Annotated in this window: 21 protein-coding genes; 15 read left to right on the top strand and 6 right to left on the bottom strand. The window is 36.0% G+C overall.

The window, feature by feature from the left end:
* Positions 1–43: 43 nt before the first annotated feature.
* The gene (gene frr / locus AC59HC_RS14930; protein ID WP_034694343.1) at positions 44–598 is read right to left on the bottom strand and encodes a ribosome recycling factor; all 555 of its coding nucleotides are present in this window, start codon (positions 596–598) and stop codon (positions 44–46) included.
* Positions 599–1,051: 453 nt separating this feature from the next.
* On the opposite strand from frr, the gene AC59HC_RS14925 reads away from it, so the two are divergent.
* Positions 1,052–1,219: a hypothetical protein gene (locus AC59HC_RS14925; RefSeq protein ID WP_343641009.1), complete on the top strand. Its 168-nt coding sequence runs from the start codon at positions 1,052–1,054 to the stop codon at positions 1,217–1,219.
* Between the two features lie 31 nt (positions 1,220–1,250).
* Here AC59HC_RS14925 and AC59HC_RS14920 read toward each other — a convergent pair whose 3' ends face one another.
* On the bottom strand, positions 1,251–1,961 hold the full coding sequence (locus AC59HC_RS14920) for a hypothetical protein (protein ID WP_343641007.1): 711 nt from the start codon (positions 1,959–1,961) through the stop codon (positions 1,251–1,253).
* Between the two features lie 464 nt (positions 1,962–2,425).
* Here AC59HC_RS14920 and AC59HC_RS14915 point away from each other — a divergent pair, with 464 nt between their 5' ends.
* Positions 2,426–3,781, top strand: a complete 1,356-nt coding sequence (locus tag AC59HC_RS14915) for a lipase family protein (RefSeq protein ID WP_496558905.1) — start codon at positions 2,426–2,428, stop codon at positions 3,779–3,781.
* Between the two features lie 81 nt (positions 3,782–3,862).
* Here the strand turns inward: AC59HC_RS14915 and pyrH are convergent, their stop codons facing one another.
* Positions 3,863–4,570: a UMP kinase gene (pyrH, locus tag AC59HC_RS14910; protein ID WP_076355472.1), complete on the bottom strand. Its 708-nt coding sequence runs from the start codon at positions 4,568–4,570 to the stop codon at positions 3,863–3,865.
* Between the two features lie 167 nt (positions 4,571–4,737).
* Here pyrH and porQ point away from each other — a divergent pair, with 167 nt between their 5' ends.
* From porQ to AC59HC_RS14885, 5 genes are all read left to right on the top strand, one after another.
* Positions 4,738–5,730, top strand: a complete 993-nt coding sequence (gene porQ, locus AC59HC_RS14905; protein ID WP_110008755.1) for a type IX secretion system protein PorQ — start codon at positions 4,738–4,740, stop codon at positions 5,728–5,730.
* Between the two features lie 84 nt (positions 5,731–5,814).
* Positions 5,815–6,489 carry a (d)CMP kinase gene (gene cmk, locus AC59HC_RS14900; protein WP_496558904.1) on the top strand — a complete coding sequence of 225 codons (675 nt, stop codon included), beginning with the start codon at positions 5,815–5,817 and terminating at the stop codon, positions 6,487–6,489.
* 95 nt (positions 6,490–6,584) lie between these two features.
* Positions 6,585–6,935, top strand: a complete 351-nt coding sequence (locus tag AC59HC_RS14895; RefSeq protein WP_047431084.1) for a YtxH domain-containing protein — start codon at positions 6,585–6,587, stop codon at positions 6,933–6,935.
* A 79-nt stretch (positions 6,936–7,014) separates the two neighbouring features.
* Positions 7,015–7,323, top strand: a complete 309-nt coding sequence (locus AC59HC_RS14890; RefSeq protein WP_034694332.1) for a phage holin family protein — start codon at positions 7,015–7,017, stop codon at positions 7,321–7,323.
* A gap of 3 nt (positions 7,324–7,326) precedes the next feature.
* Entirely contained in the window at positions 7,327–7,827 is a 501-nt protein-coding gene (locus AC59HC_RS14885; protein ID WP_202842456.1) for a phosphoribosyl-ATP pyrophosphatase, read from the top strand.
* A 79-nt stretch (positions 7,828–7,906) separates the two neighbouring features.
* Here AC59HC_RS14885 and AC59HC_RS14880 read toward each other — a convergent pair whose 3' ends face one another.
* Positions 7,907–8,632: a TrmH family RNA methyltransferase gene (locus AC59HC_RS14880; RefSeq protein WP_110008752.1), complete on the bottom strand. Its 726-nt coding sequence runs from the start codon at positions 8,630–8,632 to the stop codon at positions 7,907–7,909.
* Here AC59HC_RS14880 and tamL point away from each other — a divergent pair.
* The gene (tamL, locus tag AC59HC_RS14875; protein WP_496558903.1) at positions 8,618–11,227 is read left to right on the top strand and encodes a translocation and assembly module lipoprotein TamL; all 2,610 of its coding nucleotides are present in this window, start codon (positions 8,618–8,620) and stop codon (positions 11,225–11,227) included. The genes AC59HC_RS14880 and tamL overlap by 15 nt on opposite strands.
* On the opposite strand, the gene AC59HC_RS14870 is transcribed toward tamL, so the two are convergent.
* Together AC59HC_RS14870 and AC59HC_RS14865 are read right to left on the bottom strand one after the other, a co-directional pair.
* Entirely contained in the window at positions 11,224–11,781 is a 558-nt protein-coding gene (locus AC59HC_RS14870) for a SanA/YdcF family protein (protein WP_496558929.1), read from the bottom strand. The two genes, tamL and AC59HC_RS14870, sit on opposite strands and share 4 nt — an antisense overlap.
* Positions 11,782–11,837: 56 nt before the next feature.
* Positions 11,838–12,962 carry a 2Fe-2S iron-sulfur cluster-binding protein gene (locus AC59HC_RS14865; protein ID WP_496558902.1) on the bottom strand — a complete coding sequence of 375 codons (1,125 nt, stop codon included), beginning with the start codon at positions 12,960–12,962 and terminating at the stop codon, positions 11,838–11,840.
* A 33-nt stretch (positions 12,963–12,995) separates the two neighbouring features.
* On the opposite strand from AC59HC_RS14865, the gene AC59HC_RS14860 reads away from it, so the two are divergent.
* From AC59HC_RS14860 to AC59HC_RS14830, 7 genes are all read left to right on the top strand, one after another.
* Entirely contained in the window at positions 12,996–13,556 is a 561-nt protein-coding gene (locus AC59HC_RS14860; RefSeq protein ID WP_496558901.1) for a thioredoxin domain-containing protein, read from the top strand.
* Positions 13,557–13,579: 23 nt separating this feature from the next.
* Positions 13,580–14,551: a FecCD family ABC transporter permease gene (locus AC59HC_RS14855; RefSeq protein WP_496558900.1), complete on the top strand. Its 972-nt coding sequence runs from the start codon at positions 13,580–13,582 to the stop codon at positions 14,549–14,551.
* A gap of 342 nt (positions 14,552–14,893) precedes the next feature.
* Positions 14,894–15,016, top strand: coding sequence for a hypothetical protein (locus AC59HC_RS14850; protein ID WP_407846406.1), 123 nt, complete (start codon positions 14,894–14,896; stop codon positions 15,014–15,016).
* 342 nt (positions 15,017–15,358) lie between these two features.
* Positions 15,359–15,481 (top strand): hypothetical protein, encoded by a 123-nt coding sequence (locus tag AC59HC_RS14845; RefSeq protein WP_395973430.1) that lies wholly within the window; start codon positions 15,359–15,361, stop codon positions 15,479–15,481.
* A gap of 307 nt (positions 15,482–15,788) precedes the next feature.
* Positions 15,789–16,166: a GxxExxY protein gene (locus tag AC59HC_RS14840; RefSeq protein WP_062670086.1), complete on the top strand. Its 378-nt coding sequence runs from the start codon at positions 15,789–15,791 to the stop codon at positions 16,164–16,166.
* A 98-nt stretch (positions 16,167–16,264) separates the two neighbouring features.
* Positions 16,265–17,188, top strand: coding sequence for an ABC transporter ATP-binding protein (locus tag AC59HC_RS14835; protein ID WP_411413248.1), 924 nt, complete (start codon positions 16,265–16,267; stop codon positions 17,186–17,188).
* A 165-nt stretch (positions 17,189–17,353) separates the two neighbouring features.
* Positions 17,354–17,806, top strand: a complete 453-nt coding sequence (locus tag AC59HC_RS14830) for a MarR family winged helix-turn-helix transcriptional regulator (protein WP_062671553.1) — start codon at positions 17,354–17,356, stop codon at positions 17,804–17,806.
* The last annotated feature ends 52 nt before the right edge of the window (positions 17,807–17,858 follow it).

The raw sequence follows: 17,858 nt of genomic DNA, 5'->3' as shown, positions 1-17,858 counted from the left end.
ATCTCCTATAGGAAATCTCTTTATTATTTTTCAAAACTGAAAATTATACTTTCATAATTTCAGCTTCTTTTGTCTTAAGATGCTCATCGCAAAGTTTAACGTATTTATCAGTATAAGCCTGGATTTCTTCTTCCACGCCTTTTACTACATCTTCAGAAACTCCTTCCAGCTTTTTAAGTTCTTTCAAACCGTCCTGTCTTGCATTTCTTACCGTTACTTTAGTGTTCTCAGTTTCCACTTTAGCCTGTTTTGCAAGTTCTTTTCTTCTTTCCTCTGTTAAAGGCGGAACATTAAGGATAATGTTTTCTCCGTTGTTAGAAGGTGCAAAACCTAAGTTGGAATTGATGATTGCTTTTTCAATCGCATTGATTGCCGTTCTGTCCCAAGGTTGAATAGAGATTGTCATTGCATCCGGAACAGAAACATTCGCAACCTGGTTGATAGGAGTCATTGCTCCGTAGTATTCTACCATTACATCCTGAACCATTGTCGTAGAAGCACGTCCTGCTCTAATTCTTTGAAATGCGTGATCCAGGTGCTTTACAGCTGCATCCATGTCTTGTTTTACAGATTCTAATATAAGATCTAATTCTTCCATTATTATAGTATAGTTTGATAAATTACACATCTATTAATCCATCTGAATATCAATCAATTAAAACTAAAAACACTGTAAACATCAGGGTTTTCTTATTATTTTAAATTATTTTTTACTATTCAGTGCTGCAAAAATAATGATTATTTCCATATTCTGGTAAGACTGCATTCTGTATTTTGTGAAAACGTTGATATTTTTGAATAGGACAGGCAAACAAAATTATTTTATTACCAGTCGTTACTTGTTTCCTGTTTTGCTTTGGCAGATTTAAGTTGATCAATTAGGGAGGTGTTTTTTTTTAGATGTAGAATTATTTAGTGGATATTATTGAAAAACTCACAAACTAAAATGGCATATTTTACAATCTCATAGAAAAAAACTATCTTAAAATACGGGAAACCGTAATGTTAAAAATTAAAATAAAGTAACTTTAGAATGAAAAAATTATATAATATGGAATTACAAATCGGAGACGTAGTCTATCTTAATTCGGACCTTAATATGAATGTATTAATGACTGTAAGCGGTAAAGACGGAGCATTGTTTTATTGTACGTGGTTCTCTGGGAATGATGTTAAACAGCATTTATTTCACAAAGACTCTTTAACTAAGTACAAGTAAATTTAAAGCCCCAATATAAGGGGCTTTGTTATTAATTAAACATATCAGGGCCATGTTCTATTAATCCCTTGACAATGTTTTTAATTATCTCTTTCTTCCCCTCAGCCCAAAATTCTTTCATAAATTTAATTCCTTGTTTTGCTATTTTAGCATAAATCTTTGAAACGTGTTCTGCAATCCACTTTTGAGGCCTTGTTGGTAGGTTTTCCCTAACTTCAGTAATTTCTGTAATAATAGACTTAATCTCTTCCCTATTATTTTCATCAACCATCTCAATTAGTCTCGTGCTTACTTGTTCTAAAAGATAGTCTAGCTGTAAAATTTGAGTTGTTTTAAAAGGACGTGTATCGGCTCCTTCTTCCACTAATTCAAAGTTTGCAAAAAATTCTTCTTCATAAGATTCAAGAATTGGATCATCATAAAAAGATTTTATTTTATCATAATTTTCTAATGAAAGAATCCAACTGTTGAAAGTTGCTCTCAAATCATCACGTAAAACCCTAAAAGCAGTAGCTTTAACTTCTTTTTCATCTTTTGGAGAGTGGCCAATATAATAAATCTCTCTTCCATCACTTGATATTTCATATTTCTCAATTACAAAATAGAAATCTGAAGAAGGGTCTTTGTCTTTTGCATAAAGTAAATTGTTTCCTGGTTCCTCAATTGTGAACAGATTACCCTGCATTCCAACAAAGGGCTCTAAAGCCTTTAAAACTGAAAGTGGTAATTTTTTTTTAGTCATATTAATATCTTTCTCCAAAAATACCACAATCAAATATATCTTCCAATTTTTTACTCAATTACCAGTTTGGGAAGCAGCCGCATTTCTTTCTTAATTTCCTTTTGCATCTTTTCCACGTCCCTTAACTCTGTTTTCTCCATTGTTACTCAGAATCAGAATTGTTTTCGAATAATAACTATTTCTAACATTGGTTTTGTATACTTTCCTCCTCTTTGAAACAAGAAACTTCTTTTTTTACCTAAAAACCAACTGAAAGCAAAAGCTTCGGGTACAAATACCTACCGAATATTTTGGTTATTTCTACTTAGTGTGATATCATTTTTAATAACGTCCTTTACTCTATTCTTTTAAACGAAACGTCGGCAGGTATTTTAAAAGGAAAACTTGCCGTAACAAACGAAAAGTCTTGGAGAAGACATTTTGCAGAAATGAACAATTATAAACTAATTTAAACCAATCACATCATGACAAATCCATCTTTAGATGCCTATCAACAAGTTTTCGGTATGGCAGGTCTTGCCAACCGTGCCGGAGGCTACAACGGTTTTGGTATCCAACTGCAGCAACAGCTTCAGTATGATTTATCCTATTATTTTAACAATGTTCCTCCGGTTAAAATAATGGATCAGAAAACACCTTCCATAGCAAATCCTTCAGCCGTATCGGAATTAGGAAACTGGGATCTGGTCTGGGGACCTGCCCTGATCGAAGAAAAAAATGAAAAGGGAGTTCCTACCGGAGTTGCAGATAATGCATTATATGTTGTTAAATCTGATGCTGTCGCATTTCCGGGAGGTCCTACATTGCCTACCTACGTTGTGGCTATTGCTGCCACTAATCCTTCGTCACTTTACGATTGGGAAACAGAAGATTTCTCAGTGGCAGAAGTAGTAAACTGGACCACTTATAATCCTTCCAACTTTGCTCCATCAGCCTTTAACGGCATTGACCCTTATATTTCAAAAGGAACGGCTACCGGAGTCGGTATACTTCTGGGACTTATAAGTCCGGGTGATGCAGCCGCACCCAATACCACGCTTCAACAGTTTCTTGCCAGCTTAAGTCCGGATCCGGATACAGCCATCATATTCTGTGGACATAGCCTTGCCGGAGCATTATCTCCTACCCTTGCCCTTTATCTGAAAGAGAATAAAGATCTGGATGCTTTCGGGGTTACGCTTGTATATCCTACTGCCGGACCAACGCCAGGTGAGGCAGCATTCGCCAATCTTTTCAACAGTAAATTCCCGCCATTGCCTCCGGGATGGCAGCAACAGACAGGTACTTATCAAAGCTGGAATACCATGCACTGGAATGATCTGGACGTTGTTCCTCATGCATGGCCGGTATCGGAACTGGGAAAAATAGCAACGATTTATGGTCAGGCTCCTACCTATATGACGGCTGCCTTATTAAACGCTTTACAAAAAATGGCGATTGCTGATTCTTCAAATTCAGGAGCCAGTTATACAAGAATACAGAACCAATCGCTGCCAGGCCGGCTCCAACACTCAAGCGCCTCCTCGGTGAGCATCAAGACACCTCCTGAGTCTTTACAGGACTATATGCTGCAGCTATCCGTACAGCATGTGGGAATGTATAATGGCATTCCTGCGGAAGGATCCAATCCACAGGTAGAAGGACTTATTTTATCACAGCCATTACCAAAACCAGACGTAAAGCTGGTACCGGGAGTAACTGCTGTCACCGAATTGGAGATGATTCTTAAAATAATCGATCAGATCATCGGATGGATTTCTTCCCGTTATGTTTTGGTTGAAAAGGAAAATGCCACACAGAATGTTGAAGCAGACAAATAAATACTTAAAACAATCATTAATAAAAAACACCTGTCACAATTACTGTAACAGGTGTTTTTATATTTTAAACGGTTAAACTGATTATAAATCAACTAAAGTACCTACATTTTCTCCGTCTACGATTTTTTCTAAATTTCCATCTTTGTTCATATCGAATACAATGATTGGTAATTTGTTTTCGTGGCTCAGAGTAAACGCAGTCATATCCATTACTTTAAGGTTTTTCTCAAATACTTCATCAAAAGATAATGAATTGTATTTTACAGCATCTGCATTCTTTTCAGGATCGCTGTCGTAGATTCCGTCTACCCTTGTTCCTTTTAAGATCACATCAGCTCCGATTTCGATCGCTCTTAAGGTAGCCGCTGTATCTGTTGTAAAATAAGGATTTCCTGTTCCTGCCCCGAAGATCACTACTCTTCCTTTTTCAAGATGTCTTACCGCTCTTCTTTTGATGAAAGGTTCAGCTACTTTATCCATTTCGATAGCAGACTGAAGTCTTGTTTTAATTCCTGCATCTTCCAATGCTCCCTGCAAAGCCATTCCGTTGATTACCGTGGCCAGCATTCCCATATAATCTCCCTGCACTCTGTCCATTCCTTTGGCAGCTCCTGCAACACCACGGAAAATGTTTCCTCCTCCGATTACGATCGCTACTTCACAGCCTTTTTCAACTACCTTTTTGATCTCAGCTGCATATTCCTGCAGTCTTTCGTTGTCAATACCGTATTGTCTGTTTCCCATTAAGGCCTCACCGCTCAGTTTCAGAAGGATTCTTTTATATTTCATCTTTTATTTTTAATAACTTTTTATTAGTACCGGTTTCCCCGGAATTTGATTTTGCAAATATAATCATTAAAGATATTGATGAAAGAAAAATATTTAAATAGAAATAATGTCAGAAATATTTTGAAAAGTACGAAAAAGGATTATTTTTGCATTAATTATAAATTGAGTTGAAGAAAATTATCATTTTTTCATTATTTCTATCAGGAATTGTTTCTTATGCGCAAACAGGAACAAATGTTTATCCTTTCTTAAATGTACCTGTATCTGCAAGACAGGCTGCTTTGGGCGGAGATGCAATTTCGGTAAGAGATTATGATGTTTCCTTTGCTATTGCAAACCCTGCCCTGTTAAATAAAGATTCTGACAAACAGCTTTCTGTAAACGCAACGGCTTACCTTGCCGACTCGAAATACGGAACGATTGCTTATGCCAAAGACTTTGAAAATGGCCACATGGCTACCATCAATGCAAGGTATATGAGCTATGGAAGTATTCCGAGGACGGATGAAAGCGGTTTTGAAAACGGAGAATTCAAAGCTTCAGATGTAGCGATTGGCGCAGGCTATGCCTACCAGTTTGAAGAAGACTGGACGATTGGTGGAGGACTTAATTTTATTACCTCAAAAATTGACAACTATACTTCTTCCGCGATCTCAGGAACAGCGGGAATTACCTATCATAATAAAAAGAGCAAGGAAGTCGTTTCACTGGTCATGAGAAACTTTGGGTTTCAGCTGAAATCCTTTAACGGGACAAGAGAAAATCTTCCTTTCAGAATCGATCTTGGATATACCAAAATCATCAAGAACTTCCCTCTTGCCATTACTATTACCGCACATGACCTTCAGAAGTTTGATATTTCTTCAGAAGAAAACCTGGACGGGCAGAAAGTGGGTGCCGGCAGAAAGATTGCCGATCACTTTTCTTTGGGAGCCGAATTGTTTCCGGAAAAGAATTTCAATATCAGGCTGGGATATAATGTAAAAAGAGGAAATGAGCTGGCGGTTGCGGATCAAAGAAATTTCTCGGGACTTTCTGCAGGATTTGGAGTTAAAGTTTCCAGATTCCGTATTGATTATGCCCACGTGAGATATCACAACTCTTCGAACGTCAATCAGATAGGAATTTCTATGGACCTTTCCAGCCACAGAGGAGAATAATCTTCCTGGCCGGAAATTTCTTAATTATTCCGAAAATTTCTTACTTCCTCTTGATTTTCTAAAAAAAATCTTGAAATTTGCAGTATGAAAAAACCTGTAATTGCTATCGATGGGTACTCGTCTACCGGAAAAAGTTCTATCTCTAAAATCATTGCTGATCAACTGGGACTTATTCATATGGATACAGGAGCACTTTACAGAGGAGTTACCTGGTATGCTTTGCAGCATTGTCTGAATGAAAACGGTGAGATTGATCTGAATACATTGTTCTCTTCTTTTAATCAGATCAAACTTGAATTTAAAAATAACGACGGCACCCTTATTCTTTTCCTGAATGACACAGATATCTCTACGGAAATCCGTACCAATATCGTATCAGACAACGTAAGTCTTGTTGCCAAGCAAAAAGAGGTGAGAGATTTCCTCCTGCAGTCACAGCGCACTTTGGCAGAAAAAGGTGGCGTTATTATGGACGGGCGTGACATCGGGACAGTAGTTCTGCCAGATGCAGACTATAAATTCTTTCTTACTGCCAGTATTGATGAAAGAACCAACAGAAGGTTTCTGGAACTGAAAGGACTGGGTATAGAAGCAGATAAAGAACAGGTAAAACAAAACCTGATAGAACGTGACAAGATCGATAGTGAGCGTGAAATAGCCCCATTGAAGCAGGCTGACGACGCTATTGTTATTGATAATTCGACACTCACCAAAGAAGAAACCATACAGCTTATTTTATCTCACATCAAAAAGATTTAACAATTTTTAATAGGCTTCAAGCCTCCTTTGGTATACAAATTGTAAGTTTTATTACTGTAAAAACTAATCTATTATTAATTATTAAAAAACTTAAAATGTCTAGAAAAGGAAATAATACAGCAGGTATATTGGCAGGACTTCTTGCAGGTGCTGCGGCAGGTGTAATCTTAGGAATGTTATACGCACCGGAAGAAGGTAAAGAAACCAGAAAAAAAATTAAAACGAAGGCAAATGATCTTAAAGATCAGGCAAAGAACAAATACGGTGAGGTTTCTGAAAAGGTGAAAGACCAGTACAGCAATATTTCTTCTACTTTCAAGGAAACAGCTAACAGTGTAGCACATACTGTGAAAGACGGATATGACAAATACAAAGATCAGATTGTTTCTAAAACTGCAGATTTGGCAAAAGATGTAGAAGCAGAACTGAATGATCTGAAAAAATAAGTAATTTATCTTTTTAAGTAAATTACAGAAAGGAACTTTTGTGCGAAAGTTCCTTTTTTTGTAACTTTAAAAAAAAACAATGATAGAAACTATTAAAGAATACGCCTCCAAGAGAATCGATCTTCTGAAAATTGAAGCGACTGAAAAGTCGTCACTTTCTGCCGGGCTCATTACTTACTTTGTAGTACTGCTTGTTGCTTTTGCTTTTTTTATTATCCTTTTCAACTTTGGAATTGCTTTCCTTATCGGAAAAGCACTGGATAATTATTCCTATGGATTCTTAATTGTTGCTGCATTTTATGCACTGGTAATGGCGTTTGTTGTTGCCTTCAAAACAAAAATTGTGAATACTGTTGCAGATCAGGTTATTAAATTTTTAAATCATTAAACTATGGGCAGAAAATACGAGAGCATAGAAGAATTAAGAAGAAAGAAAAAACTGCTTCAGGGTGAAATTAGTGATCTTGAAAATCTTCTGACCTTCAAAAATACAAAAGAAAGCCTGAGTGCATTTACCAATGGTTTAACTGATCAGTATCTTCAGGAAAAGATTGATGAAGACGGTGATGAAAAAGTGGTCCTAAGGAAAGATGTCATTGCCAAACAGCTTACTTCAGAGGTGAAAGACCTTTTAATCAGCAAAAATACAGCTGTAGGAATTGCCAGCTCTGCTTTCAAAGGAGGAAATCTTACAGACGGGCTTGTAAAACTAGGGGTTACTGCTATCGTAGGGAATTATGCCAAAAAGAATATGAAAAGTTCCAACTGGAAGAAAAAACTGATTGGTGCTGCATTGATTTACCTTGCTCCTATTGCACTGAAATATGTCAGAAAAAAAATAGAAGTATACCAGAAAAACAAAAGTGTTTCAAGTATGGAACAATTGATATAGGTTTAAATATCAGAAACCAGAAGTTAGAGAATATTGATAAGTAGTTTATCCACCATTCCAACCTCTGGTTTCTGATTTTCTATTTTGAAAATAACTGTCCTAAAATAATCCCTGCAGCCATTGATACATTCAGGCTTTCTGTAGACTGGGATTTTCCAAATCTAGGAATACTGATACTTTTTTGTACCAGTTTTTCCGTCTCAGGTCTCATTCCGTTTCCTTCATTTCCTAAAATAAGGTTTAGCTTTTCGGGTTTCTGGAAAGTATAAATATTCTCCCCTTCCATATCCGTTCCGATATTTACATTCTCTGTTTTGGAAAGATATTCCACCAGATCAGTATACACCACATTCACTCTGGTAAAAGATCCCATGGTTGCCTGAATGACTTTCGGATTGTACACATCTACGGTATCTTCACTACAGATGATCTGTTCAATACCAAACCAGTCTGCAAGACGTATAATGGTTCCCAGGTTTCCGGGATCCTGTATTCCATCCAAAACCAATTGTATATTCTTATCTTCCCATTTTTCTTCCTCGGCAAGATAACATACCGCCACGGAATCTTTTGGAGTTTTAAGAAAACTTATTTTTTTTAATTCATTTTCAGAGATATGGGTAACAGGAACGTCAGTACGGTCCAATTTTTGTGGATCGGTTGACAATATTTCTTTAACTTTAAAGTTAGAATTAGAAAGTTCACAAATGATTTTATTACCTTCAACCAAAAACAAATTGTATTTTTGTCTGAACTTCTTTTTATCTAAAGATTGTAAAACTTTTATTGTATGAGCTGTAAGCATTATAAGAATTCTCCTCAAAAATATTATAAAATTATCTCATTTGCAACATTTGTTGGTCTCCTTTATGCTTGTAGTACGACAAAAAAAGTTCCTGACGGCGAATATCTGCTTACCAAGAACAATTTAGAGTTCGAGGATAAGAAAGTATTTTTCGATGAGGAACTTAAAGATTATATTCAGCAGAAGCCCAATAAAAAGCAGTTTCTTTTTATGCCATTAAGTCTCCTTCTGTACAATATGGCGGATCCGAAATACGACACCATACTTAATGAATATATGACCTATCCCGGTGAAATGAGAAATCAGAAGCTGAGAGATTCTTTATTCCTTAAATATAATATGAAAAGCAGTGTCGGAAAAAGTCTTCTTTTCGACCGTTTACTGCACAACTGGGGAACACCGCCGGTCATTCTTGATCAGACAAGAAGTGAAAAAAGTGCTGAGTCTATCAAGAAAAGACTTACCTACAGGGGATATTGGGATGCTGATGTCAATTTTAAACATACACTGGATTCCGCTTCCAAAAAAGCATCGGTTAATTATTCCATCAAACATAATGAACCTACGCGTATCAAGGATTATTTCTATAATATTCCGGATCAGGGGATCAAAGGGTATTACAACTATAATCTGAACAGAAGTCTTGTAAGATCCGGACAGATCCTTGACCAGACCGTTCTGGAAAGAGAGGTTACCAGAATCACCGATCTGATGAGAGAGTTTGGTTTCTACAGGTTCAATGCTTCCAATGATGAAGTTTATTTCGTTGCAGATTCCCTTAAAAGCAGAAAACAGGTTCCTTTAACCCTGGAAATTCATAAAGATTCCCTGGATACCCCTTATAAAATAGCCACTTTTGGAAATATTGATGTTGCCATTGTGGATGAACCCGGTGACTATCCTAAAAACACCAAAAAAGATAGCTTAAGGAGAATAAGATTCCATACGATGAATGATAAATATAAACTTTCATCGGTGTGGAGAGCTATTATTCCGGACAGTAAAAAGGTTTTTGACCAAACGAAACTGGACGTAACCAAGAGAAATCTTTTATCGATGAATAACTTCAGCATCGTTAAAGCGAGAGACTCACTGAGACAAGGCGGAATGACCTCTCCAAACGACAGTATTGTTGATGTTTTATATGTACTGAAACCACTTCCGAAATACGAACTTAAAGTGGGAACAGATATCAACTATTCTCAGGTTTTAAACCTGGGGATCTCTCCTTCTGTGGACCTTACCACCCGAAATGTTTTTAGAGGAGCGGAAAACCTTTCTACCAGTCTTTCAGGAACATTTGGTTCTATCAGAAGTACAAAAGATATCAGTAAAAGAGTTGCAGCCTACGAAATATCGGCTCAGGCATCCCTGAACTTCCCAAGACTGCTGCTTCCTTTTAATTATTATAAATTCATTCCAAAACGATACACACCTACATCATCTATTTTGCTGGGGGCATCCATACAGAACAACATTGGTTTGGGAAGGTTGATTTTCAATACGGGACTGAACTATCAGGCAAGTGTTAATGATCAGGTGTATCACAAGCTTACTTTATTCAATACTCAGGTCAGTCTGACAAAAAATAAAGATGCGTACTATGACTACTTTGTGAATGACGGAAGGGTAAAAGATGAAGTATTCGGGAATTATTTTATGTTTAACCCGGAAACTGCGCAGACCGGACAAGATTATAAAGATGGAAAACTCAGTGTAGATGAAGTTTCCAAAATGATTATTGAGAACGATGCTTACCGTGGAAGCCTTAATCAGCAGGGAAGAGATCTTTTAACAGCCTTTACCGGAACATTGGTGAACAAAGACAGACAAACTCAGGATGTCCTTATTTCTTCCATGATCTACAATTTTGTCTATAGTGAAATTGGAAAGAAAGAATATCCAAATGCCTTTTATTTTAACGGAAAAGTGGAGCTTGCGGGAAATATATTAAGTATATTCAATAAAAAAGATAACGGCGGAGGTATTGTTACCGGCCCGCAAGGAACTATTTTCGGACTGCCTTACGCACAGTTTGTAAAATTTGATATTGATACAAGAAAATATTTCAAGTTTAACGGAAATCAGACATTGGTGCTGCGCCAGTTTATAGGAGTTGGAATACCTTACGGAAACTCTCAGGATATGCCCATCATCAAGTCTTATTTCAACGGAGGTTCCAACGATATCAGAGCCTGGGTAGCCTTTGGAGGATTAGGTCCTGCAGATTCCCAGGTGGATGAAAGAGTTCGTACCTATATGACAGACAATCTAAAGCTTACCACTAATATTGAATATCGAATTCCTTTCAATAAAACTTATGAAGGCGCTTTATTTACCGATATCGGAAATACATGGAGTCTTCGTAACTATAACGATGGATATGGAGATGAATTTAAGTTCGGTAAGTTCTGGAAACAGGTGGGTATCGGAAGTGGATTCGGATTAAGATTAAATATTGCTTATGTAACGGCGAGAATTGACCTTGCGTATAAGATCTATGACCCGAATAAACCTGAAGGCGACCGATGGAGATTCAAATTCATCCAGCCTTTCAAACCAACAGTTAATATCGCGTTCGGATATCCTTTCTAATCCGGAGAAACGCCTAAAATAAAATAGACTACAGCAATCACACGGGCGAGGATTTCCCTCGTCTGGTTTCTGTAGAAACTCTCGGGTTTTGTGACATCCTGCGCATCAAATCCCAAAGCATTCATATCATTATTTCTTGCAAAAAACAATGCTCTCAGGTTGTGATATCCCTGGGATACAATAATGACATTTTTCTTCTTATAAACATCCTTACAACGGAGAATACTTTTGTAGGTATTAAAGCCTTTAGGATCTTCCACAATAATATCTTCAGGCACTCCTTCCTGATTGATCAGATAGTTTTTCATTGCTCCCGGCTCGTTATAACCTTTGCTTTTTTCCCCGCTTACTATAATTTTCTTGATTTTTCCATGATGGTATAGAAGTGCTGCCGCGTCCATCCTTTTGGTGAAATAAGGATTGGATTTTCCGGATCTCATTTTCGGAGATGTACCCAGAACCAATGCAATTTCTCTTGGGGGAATTTTTGAGATTTTAGTATAGGTTCTTCCGTTGGTAAGTCCGAAAACCCACACATTACAGAAGCATATCATCAGAATTCCCAGTTCCAGTGATATAAACCCAAGGTTAAATATGTTCCTAATAACTCTCAACTAAGATCAAAGTTAAGCTTTATTTTTTTACTTTTCACAATAGACATACAAGCTAAAATATGTCCCTGCTCCTCCTCTTTTTCGGTAAGATACTCATTCTCCAGCAGTTCTACTTCCCCTTCTTCCAGAGAACATTCACAACTTCCACAGATCCCAGACTTACAGGAATAAGGAACAGGGAATTTCTGCATCAAAAGCTGCTGTAGGATTTTATCCTTATTATCAGGCAGATAAGTGGTGTATTTCTTCCCTAGCATGGTAAATTCGACCTCAATATTTTCAATCAGAGGAAATTCTTTTTCTACAGGATAAATATCATCATTAAATTCTTCAAAAAGTTCAAAATGAATATTCTTTTTCGGAATTCCGTGATGATAGCAGGCATTAGCCAAAGTTTTGATCATTTCGCCTTTTCCACAGATCAGCACTTCGTCTACAGCATCCCAGATGGTAGATTCCTCGTCTGTATCATCCAAATGAAGAATCTGATTGATGATAAGATTCAGCTTTTTTTCATCAAGTCTTCCATAAAAAAACTGATCTGCCGTTTTCTCCTGAGAAAAAAAGTAAAATATCTGAAGCCTGTCACCACATGTTCTGGCAAGGTTGTCCAGCTGTTCGCGATAGACTAAATCTTCTGAACTTTTATTTCCAAAAAATAAAAACAACCGCGTTCTGGGTTCATTGTGAAGAATATTTTTGAAATGACTTAAAATAGGGGTAATTCCAATACCGGCAGCAAAAGCAACAATAGTTCTGAATTCACTGGGTTTGGATACAATGGTAAATCTCCCGGAAGGTTCACTTACCCAAAGTTCATCACCAGCATTATAATTTTGAAATAACTGCGAAGTAGCTCCTTCAGAGGAATTCACCTTTATCCCCAGACATATTTTCCCTTCATAAGGAGCTGAAGTCATTGAATAATCATTAATAACTTCTTTCCCATGTGATTGAAATCTTATACTGACGAACTGCCCGGCTTCAAACCTGAAATTTTCTTTTAAATTCTCAGGAATATCAAACTCCAGAGAAAAAGTATTTTTGGTCAGCTCTTCCTTTTTCGCTATTTTTAACGGATGAAACTGTATCAGTTTCCCCTTATAGATTTGTTGTTCCATAACTTCAATTCAAAAATAGATAAAAAATAATTTATGAAGAAGATAATTTTTTCCACGTTACTTCTTACTGCTCTCTACAGCTGTAAAAAAGAAGGTCAGAAATCTGAAAATATCGCAGCTGCAGATTCTGTTTCTGTATCTCAAACTGCAGAGGCAGAAGGAAGTACCGCTATTCCCAAAGAACTTTCTCCTGAAAACGTAAGCCAGCATTTGGCAAAAAATAATGATACGTTATATGTAACCAACTTTTTTGCAACCTGGTGTGGCCCATGTATCAGAGAAATTCCAAGTTTTAAAAGTAAAATGGATGAATTGAAAGGTAAACCTGTAAAGTTCACTTTCGTCAACCTTGATGATAAGGCAGATTGGGCTGGTGCTGTTAAGAATTTTGCTGCAGAAAATAAATTGGGAGGCAGCATTATATTACTGGATGGACAAAAATTAGATCCAAACTTCTTTCACAACAACTTTAAACAATGGGACGGAGGTTCTATTCCTTTTACTTTCATGAGAAAAGGTGATAAAACCGACGAATATCTGGGAATGATGACGGAAGATGTATTGAATTCTAAAATCGATTCTTTCCTAAAATAAATAGACTGAACTCTTTCTGAATCATGTCAAAAAGATTTAAAATCCTGTGTTTATTATTCGTGATTGCCATTATTGCAAGCGCAATTATTAATCTGAACACAGGATTTTTAAGTTTAAGCTTCCAGGATTTCTTTCAGGATTCTGCTCAGAATCAAATTGCTGAAATCCGCATCAACCGTGTTCTGGTGATGATGCTGGCTGGGATTTGCATTCCTACTTCTGGTTTTCTGATGCAGGAATATTTTCAAAATCCACTGGCAGGGCCTGATATATTGGGGATAACATCAGTCGCCAGTTTATCAGTTGCTTTTTATATTTTCTTTTCCCATACTATTTCCCTTCCTGAATTTTTACAGAATAGTTTTCTCAGTTTATCAGCTATTGGAGGCAGCTTACTGTTGATGTTGGTACTCCTCTCTATGTCCAATAGATTTCAGGACAAATCATATCTTATTATTTTCGGGTTTTTGGTATCTGCTTTTGCCGGAGCTATTGTTTCTCTGCTTCAGTTTTATGCAGAAAATCAGAGTCTTAAAAACTATATTTTATGGTCTTTCGGAGCGAATAATATGGTAACGAGGAATCAGATCTATGTACTTTCCGTTCTGGTTTTAATCGGAATGTTGATCTGCTTCAGAGCGATAAAACCACTCATTGGAAATTCTCTGGGTAATTCCTATGCACAAAGTTTAGGTGTAAATTTGAAACAGTTGAAACTTTTAATAATCGTGGCGTCTTCTCTCTTATCCGCTTCGGTCACTGCATTTTTAGGACCTATTCTGTTTATTGGAATCATTGTGCCACACTTTTGCAGACTTGTTTATAATCCATCCAGATTATGGCAGCAATGGATTCTTAATATGTTTCTGGGAATGCTGATTATGTTATTTTTCTCTGTCATTGCCGAAAAAACACAGATTCCTTTGAATGTGATAAGCTCTGTATTCGGAATTCCTGTGATTCTGATGATGCTGTTGAAACAGAATAAAGTGTGATTTTTTTGTTGGATAAACGCAAAGGCGCAAAAAACTTTTAAAAATTTTATATTTTTAAGACGCAAAGATTTTATCTCCGATAAAATTGAGCACCTCATATTCTAAACAAAAAATTTCTCCAATATCTTGCTGAAAATCTTCGATTTTATCGCGCCTTAAAATATTACACAAAATATTAAAAGCCTTTGCGTCTTCACGTTTACCCAACAGACTTCCTAATAAACTTAATATTATAGTTTTGAAATGTTGATAAGTACATACTTACATCTATTATACTTATCTAACAATTCATATATTTAAGCTCAACTATGCTAGGAATAGATTCTTGATATGTTTCTGGGAATGCTGATTATGTTATTTTTCTCTGTCATTGCCGAAAAAACACAGATTCCTTTGAATGTAATAAGCTCTGTATTCGGAATTCCTGTGATTCTGATGATGCTGTTGAAACAGAATAAAGTGTGATTTTTTTGTTGGATAAACGCAAAGGCGCAAAAAACTTTTAAAAATTTTATATTTTTAAGACGCAAAGATTTTATCTCCGATAAAATTGAGCACCTCATATTCTAAACAAAAAATTTCTCCAATATCTTGCTGAAAATCTTCGATTTTATCGCGCCTTAAAATATTACACAAAATATTAAAAGCCTTTGCGTCTTCACGTTTACCCAACAGACTTCCTAATAAACTTAATATTATAGTTTTGAAATGTTGATAAGTACATACTTACATCTATTATACTTATCTAACAATTCATATATTTAAGCTCAACTATGCTAGGAATAGATTCTTGATATGTTTCTGGGAATGCTGATTATGTTATTTTTCTCTGTCATTGCCGAAAAAACACAGATTCCTCTGAATGTGATAAGCTCTGTATTCGGAATTCCTGTGATTCTGATGATGCTGTTGAAACAGAATAAGAGGTAACTTTTTTGTTGGATAAACGCAAAGACGCAATAAAAATGAGTTTGACATTGTTTTAAGGCGCAAAGATTTTATCTCCGATAAAATTGAACACCTCATATTCTAAACAAAAAATTTCTCCAATACCTTGCTGAAAATCTTCGATTTTCTCGCGCCTTAAAATATTACACAAAATATTAAAAGCCTTTGCGTCTTCGCGTTTACCCAACATTTCGCATCAATAGGCATACTATGTTCCAAAATCATTAGTAACAGTCTTTGTAATTATTAAGCAACTATTCATATATTTAAGTCCAACAAAACACCACAAATGACAGAAAATGAATTATCAAAAGTAGTTTTTGAAACAGGTTTAAAGATTCACAGAAAACTTGGAGCAGGATTATTTGAGCATGTGTACGAAGAATGCATGTTCTATGAGTTAACAAAAGCAGGATTTTTAGTAGAAAAGCAAAAGCTACTTCCAATCATTTATGAAGATTTGAAAATAGAGAACGCTTTCAGACTCGATATGATTATTGAAAACAAAGTAATTCTGGAAATAAAAACAGTTGAGTATATATCACCTACTCATAAAGCGCAGCTTTTAACTTACTTAAAAATGACAAACTGTAAATTGGGATTATTACTTAACTTTCAATCTGATGTCTTCAAAAACGGAGTAACAAGAATTGTGAACAACTTATAAAATAAAACATGATAAAAATTTGACAAAGTCAAATTCCTTGCGTCTTAAAACATTATTTTTGTAAAAAACTTTGCGTCTTCGCGAAAACGAACAAAAACATGCATCTACAGATCAAACAGGCAAATATCGGCTACAATACCCCATTAATCTCCAATGCCAATGCAGATTTAAAGCTTGGTGATGTATGCCTGCTGATTGGTAATAACGGTGTAGGAAAAACAACATTAATCAAATCTATCCTGCATCAGCTCCCTTTGCTGAATGGAGAAATTTCTATTAATGAAAAAAATGTAAAAAATCTTTCGGTAAAAGAGATTGCGCAGAATATTGCCATTGTCTTTTCAAAGTCAGTTATTCCGCAGCATTATACCGTTGAAGATCTTATTTCTCTCGGAAAGTATATCTACTATCCTTTTTATTTTGAACTCAAAAAAGAAGATCGCGAAGAGGTTGGTCATATTATTGAAGAACTGGATCTGAATCAGTACAGATATACTCTTTTGAAAAACCTTTCTGACGGAAATCTTCAAAAAGCATTTATCGGACGGGCTATCACCCAAAATTCGCCTATTATCATTCTGGATGAGCCTACTACCCATCTGGATGAAAAAAATAAAATCATCATTCTAAAAACCCTGAGAAAGCTGGCTAAGGAACAAAACAAACTTATCCTGTTTTCCTCCCACGACTGGCGCCTTGCCAAAGAGTTTGCGGACAAAATATGGTATGTAAAGGAGAATCATCTGTATTCGGGAATTGTTGAGGACATTTTGCTTCAGCATGATGAACTTACCAATGCTTCCTTATTTCAAATCAGTGAGACCTTTATTCCGCCATTTATTTCTGCACCTCAGTTTCATAAGGAAATGCTGTATTCTCTGCTTCAAAAAAACTTCCAAAAAGACCTGTCTGACTTGAATTTCGAATTTCAGAACCCATTTTGGGTAATTACTAAGGATTCCGCCATCTATCAATGTGAATCTTTTGAAGAAATCATCAATTTAGTCTCAAACATTCATTAATACTTGATTTTCTTTGATTTATCCATATACTATGCATGCATAGTATTATGCTAATCATACAATTTAATCCGTTTATTTACAGCCCATTAACAAAATTTAACGTTAATAAATATTATGCATGCATAATATTTATTAAATTTGGGTAAAACCATTGGCGCAAAAATGATGGATCATAATAAGGAAAAAATAGAAAACGTAGATTTAATTTTAAAGCAGACCTGGTTGGCTGTTTCTAAAATGTACACAGAATTAGCCCAGGAACATGATTCCACAGCGGTACAGGCACTCACACTTTTAAAAATAGATCCTAAAGAAGGAACCCGAAGTACGAATCTTGGACCTAAGATGGCTATTGAACCTACTTCATTAACAAGAATTATCAAACTTCTTGAAGATAACGGATACATCTATAAGGAGAAAACCACCACTGATAAAAGAGAGGTGATCATCAAACTTACAGACAAAGGATTAAACTCCAGAAATATGTCTAAGGAAGTCGTTGTGAATTTCAACAAGAAGGTGATGGAAAAAATTTCTCCGGAAAAACTGGAGGCTTTCAAGGATGTGATGGGTGAAATCATGAAAATAGCAAACGAATTATTAAATAACAGAAAATAAATTATGATGAAGCCTTCGGGTTCATATCATCTTATACAAATAAAAATTTACA

The organism is Chryseobacterium sp. DZ-32 (assembly GCF_059587025.1).
Note: the sequence above shows the minus strand (reverse complement) of the source record. Positions and strands in the feature narration are given on the sequence as shown.

Bases quoted from the DNA above. Each gene is read 5' to 3' on its own strand.
- frr (WP_034694343.1), bottom strand. From the start codon at position 598: ATGGAAGAATTAGATCTTATATTAGAATCTGTAAAACAAGACATGGAT.
- AC59HC_RS14925 (WP_343641009.1), top strand. From the start codon at position 1,052: ATGGAATTACAAATCGGAGACGTAGTCTATCTTAATTCGGACCTTAAT.
- AC59HC_RS14920 (WP_343641007.1), bottom strand. From the start codon at position 1,961: ATGACTAAAAAAAAATTACCACTTTCAGTTTTAAAGGCTTTAGAGCCC.
- AC59HC_RS14915 (WP_496558905.1), top strand. From the start codon at position 2,426: ATGACAAATCCATCTTTAGATGCCTATCAACAAGTTTTCGGTATGGCA.
- pyrH (WP_076355472.1), bottom strand. From the start codon at position 4,570: ATGAAATATAAAAGAATCCTTCTGAAACTGAGCGGTGAGGCCTTAATG.
- cmk (WP_496558904.1), top strand. From the start codon at position 5,815: ATGAAAAAACCTGTAATTGCTATCGATGGGTACTCGTCTACCGGAAAA.
- AC59HC_RS14895 (WP_047431084.1), top strand. From the start codon at position 6,585: ATGTCTAGAAAAGGAAATAATACAGCAGGTATATTGGCAGGACTTCTT.
- AC59HC_RS14890 (WP_034694332.1), top strand. From the start codon at position 7,015: ATGATAGAAACTATTAAAGAATACGCCTCCAAGAGAATCGATCTTCTG.
- AC59HC_RS14885 (WP_202842456.1), top strand. From the start codon at position 7,327: ATGGGCAGAAAATACGAGAGCATAGAAGAATTAAGAAGAAAGAAAAAA.
- tamL (WP_496558903.1), top strand. From the start codon at position 8,618: ATGAGCTGTAAGCATTATAAGAATTCTCCTCAAAAATATTATAAAATT.
- AC59HC_RS14880 (WP_110008752.1), bottom strand. From the start codon at position 8,632: ATGCTTACAGCTCATACAATAAAAGTTTTACAATCTTTAGATAAAAAG.
- AC59HC_RS14870 (WP_496558929.1), bottom strand. From the start codon at position 11,781: ATGATATGCTTCTGTAATGTGTGGGTTTTCGGACTTACCAACGGAAGA.
- AC59HC_RS14865 (WP_496558902.1), bottom strand. From the start codon at position 12,962: ATGGAACAACAAATCTATAAGGGGAAACTGATACAGTTTCATCCGTTA.
- AC59HC_RS14860 (WP_496558901.1), top strand. From the start codon at position 12,996: ATGAAGAAGATAATTTTTTCCACGTTACTTCTTACTGCTCTCTACAGC.
- AC59HC_RS14855 (WP_496558900.1), top strand. From the start codon at position 13,580: ATGTCAAAAAGATTTAAAATCCTGTGTTTATTATTCGTGATTGCCATT.
- AC59HC_RS14850 (WP_407846406.1), top strand. From the start codon at position 14,894: ATGCTGATTATGTTATTTTTCTCTGTCATTGCCGAAAAAACACAGATT.
- AC59HC_RS14845 (WP_395973430.1), top strand. From the start codon at position 15,359: ATGCTGATTATGTTATTTTTCTCTGTCATTGCCGAAAAAACACAGATT.
- AC59HC_RS14840 (WP_062670086.1), top strand. From the start codon at position 15,789: ATGACAGAAAATGAATTATCAAAAGTAGTTTTTGAAACAGGTTTAAAG.
- AC59HC_RS14835 (WP_411413248.1), top strand. From the start codon at position 16,265: ATGCATCTACAGATCAAACAGGCAAATATCGGCTACAATACCCCATTA.
- AC59HC_RS14830 (WP_062671553.1), top strand. From the start codon at position 17,354: ATGGATCATAATAAGGAAAAAATAGAAAACGTAGATTTAATTTTAAAG.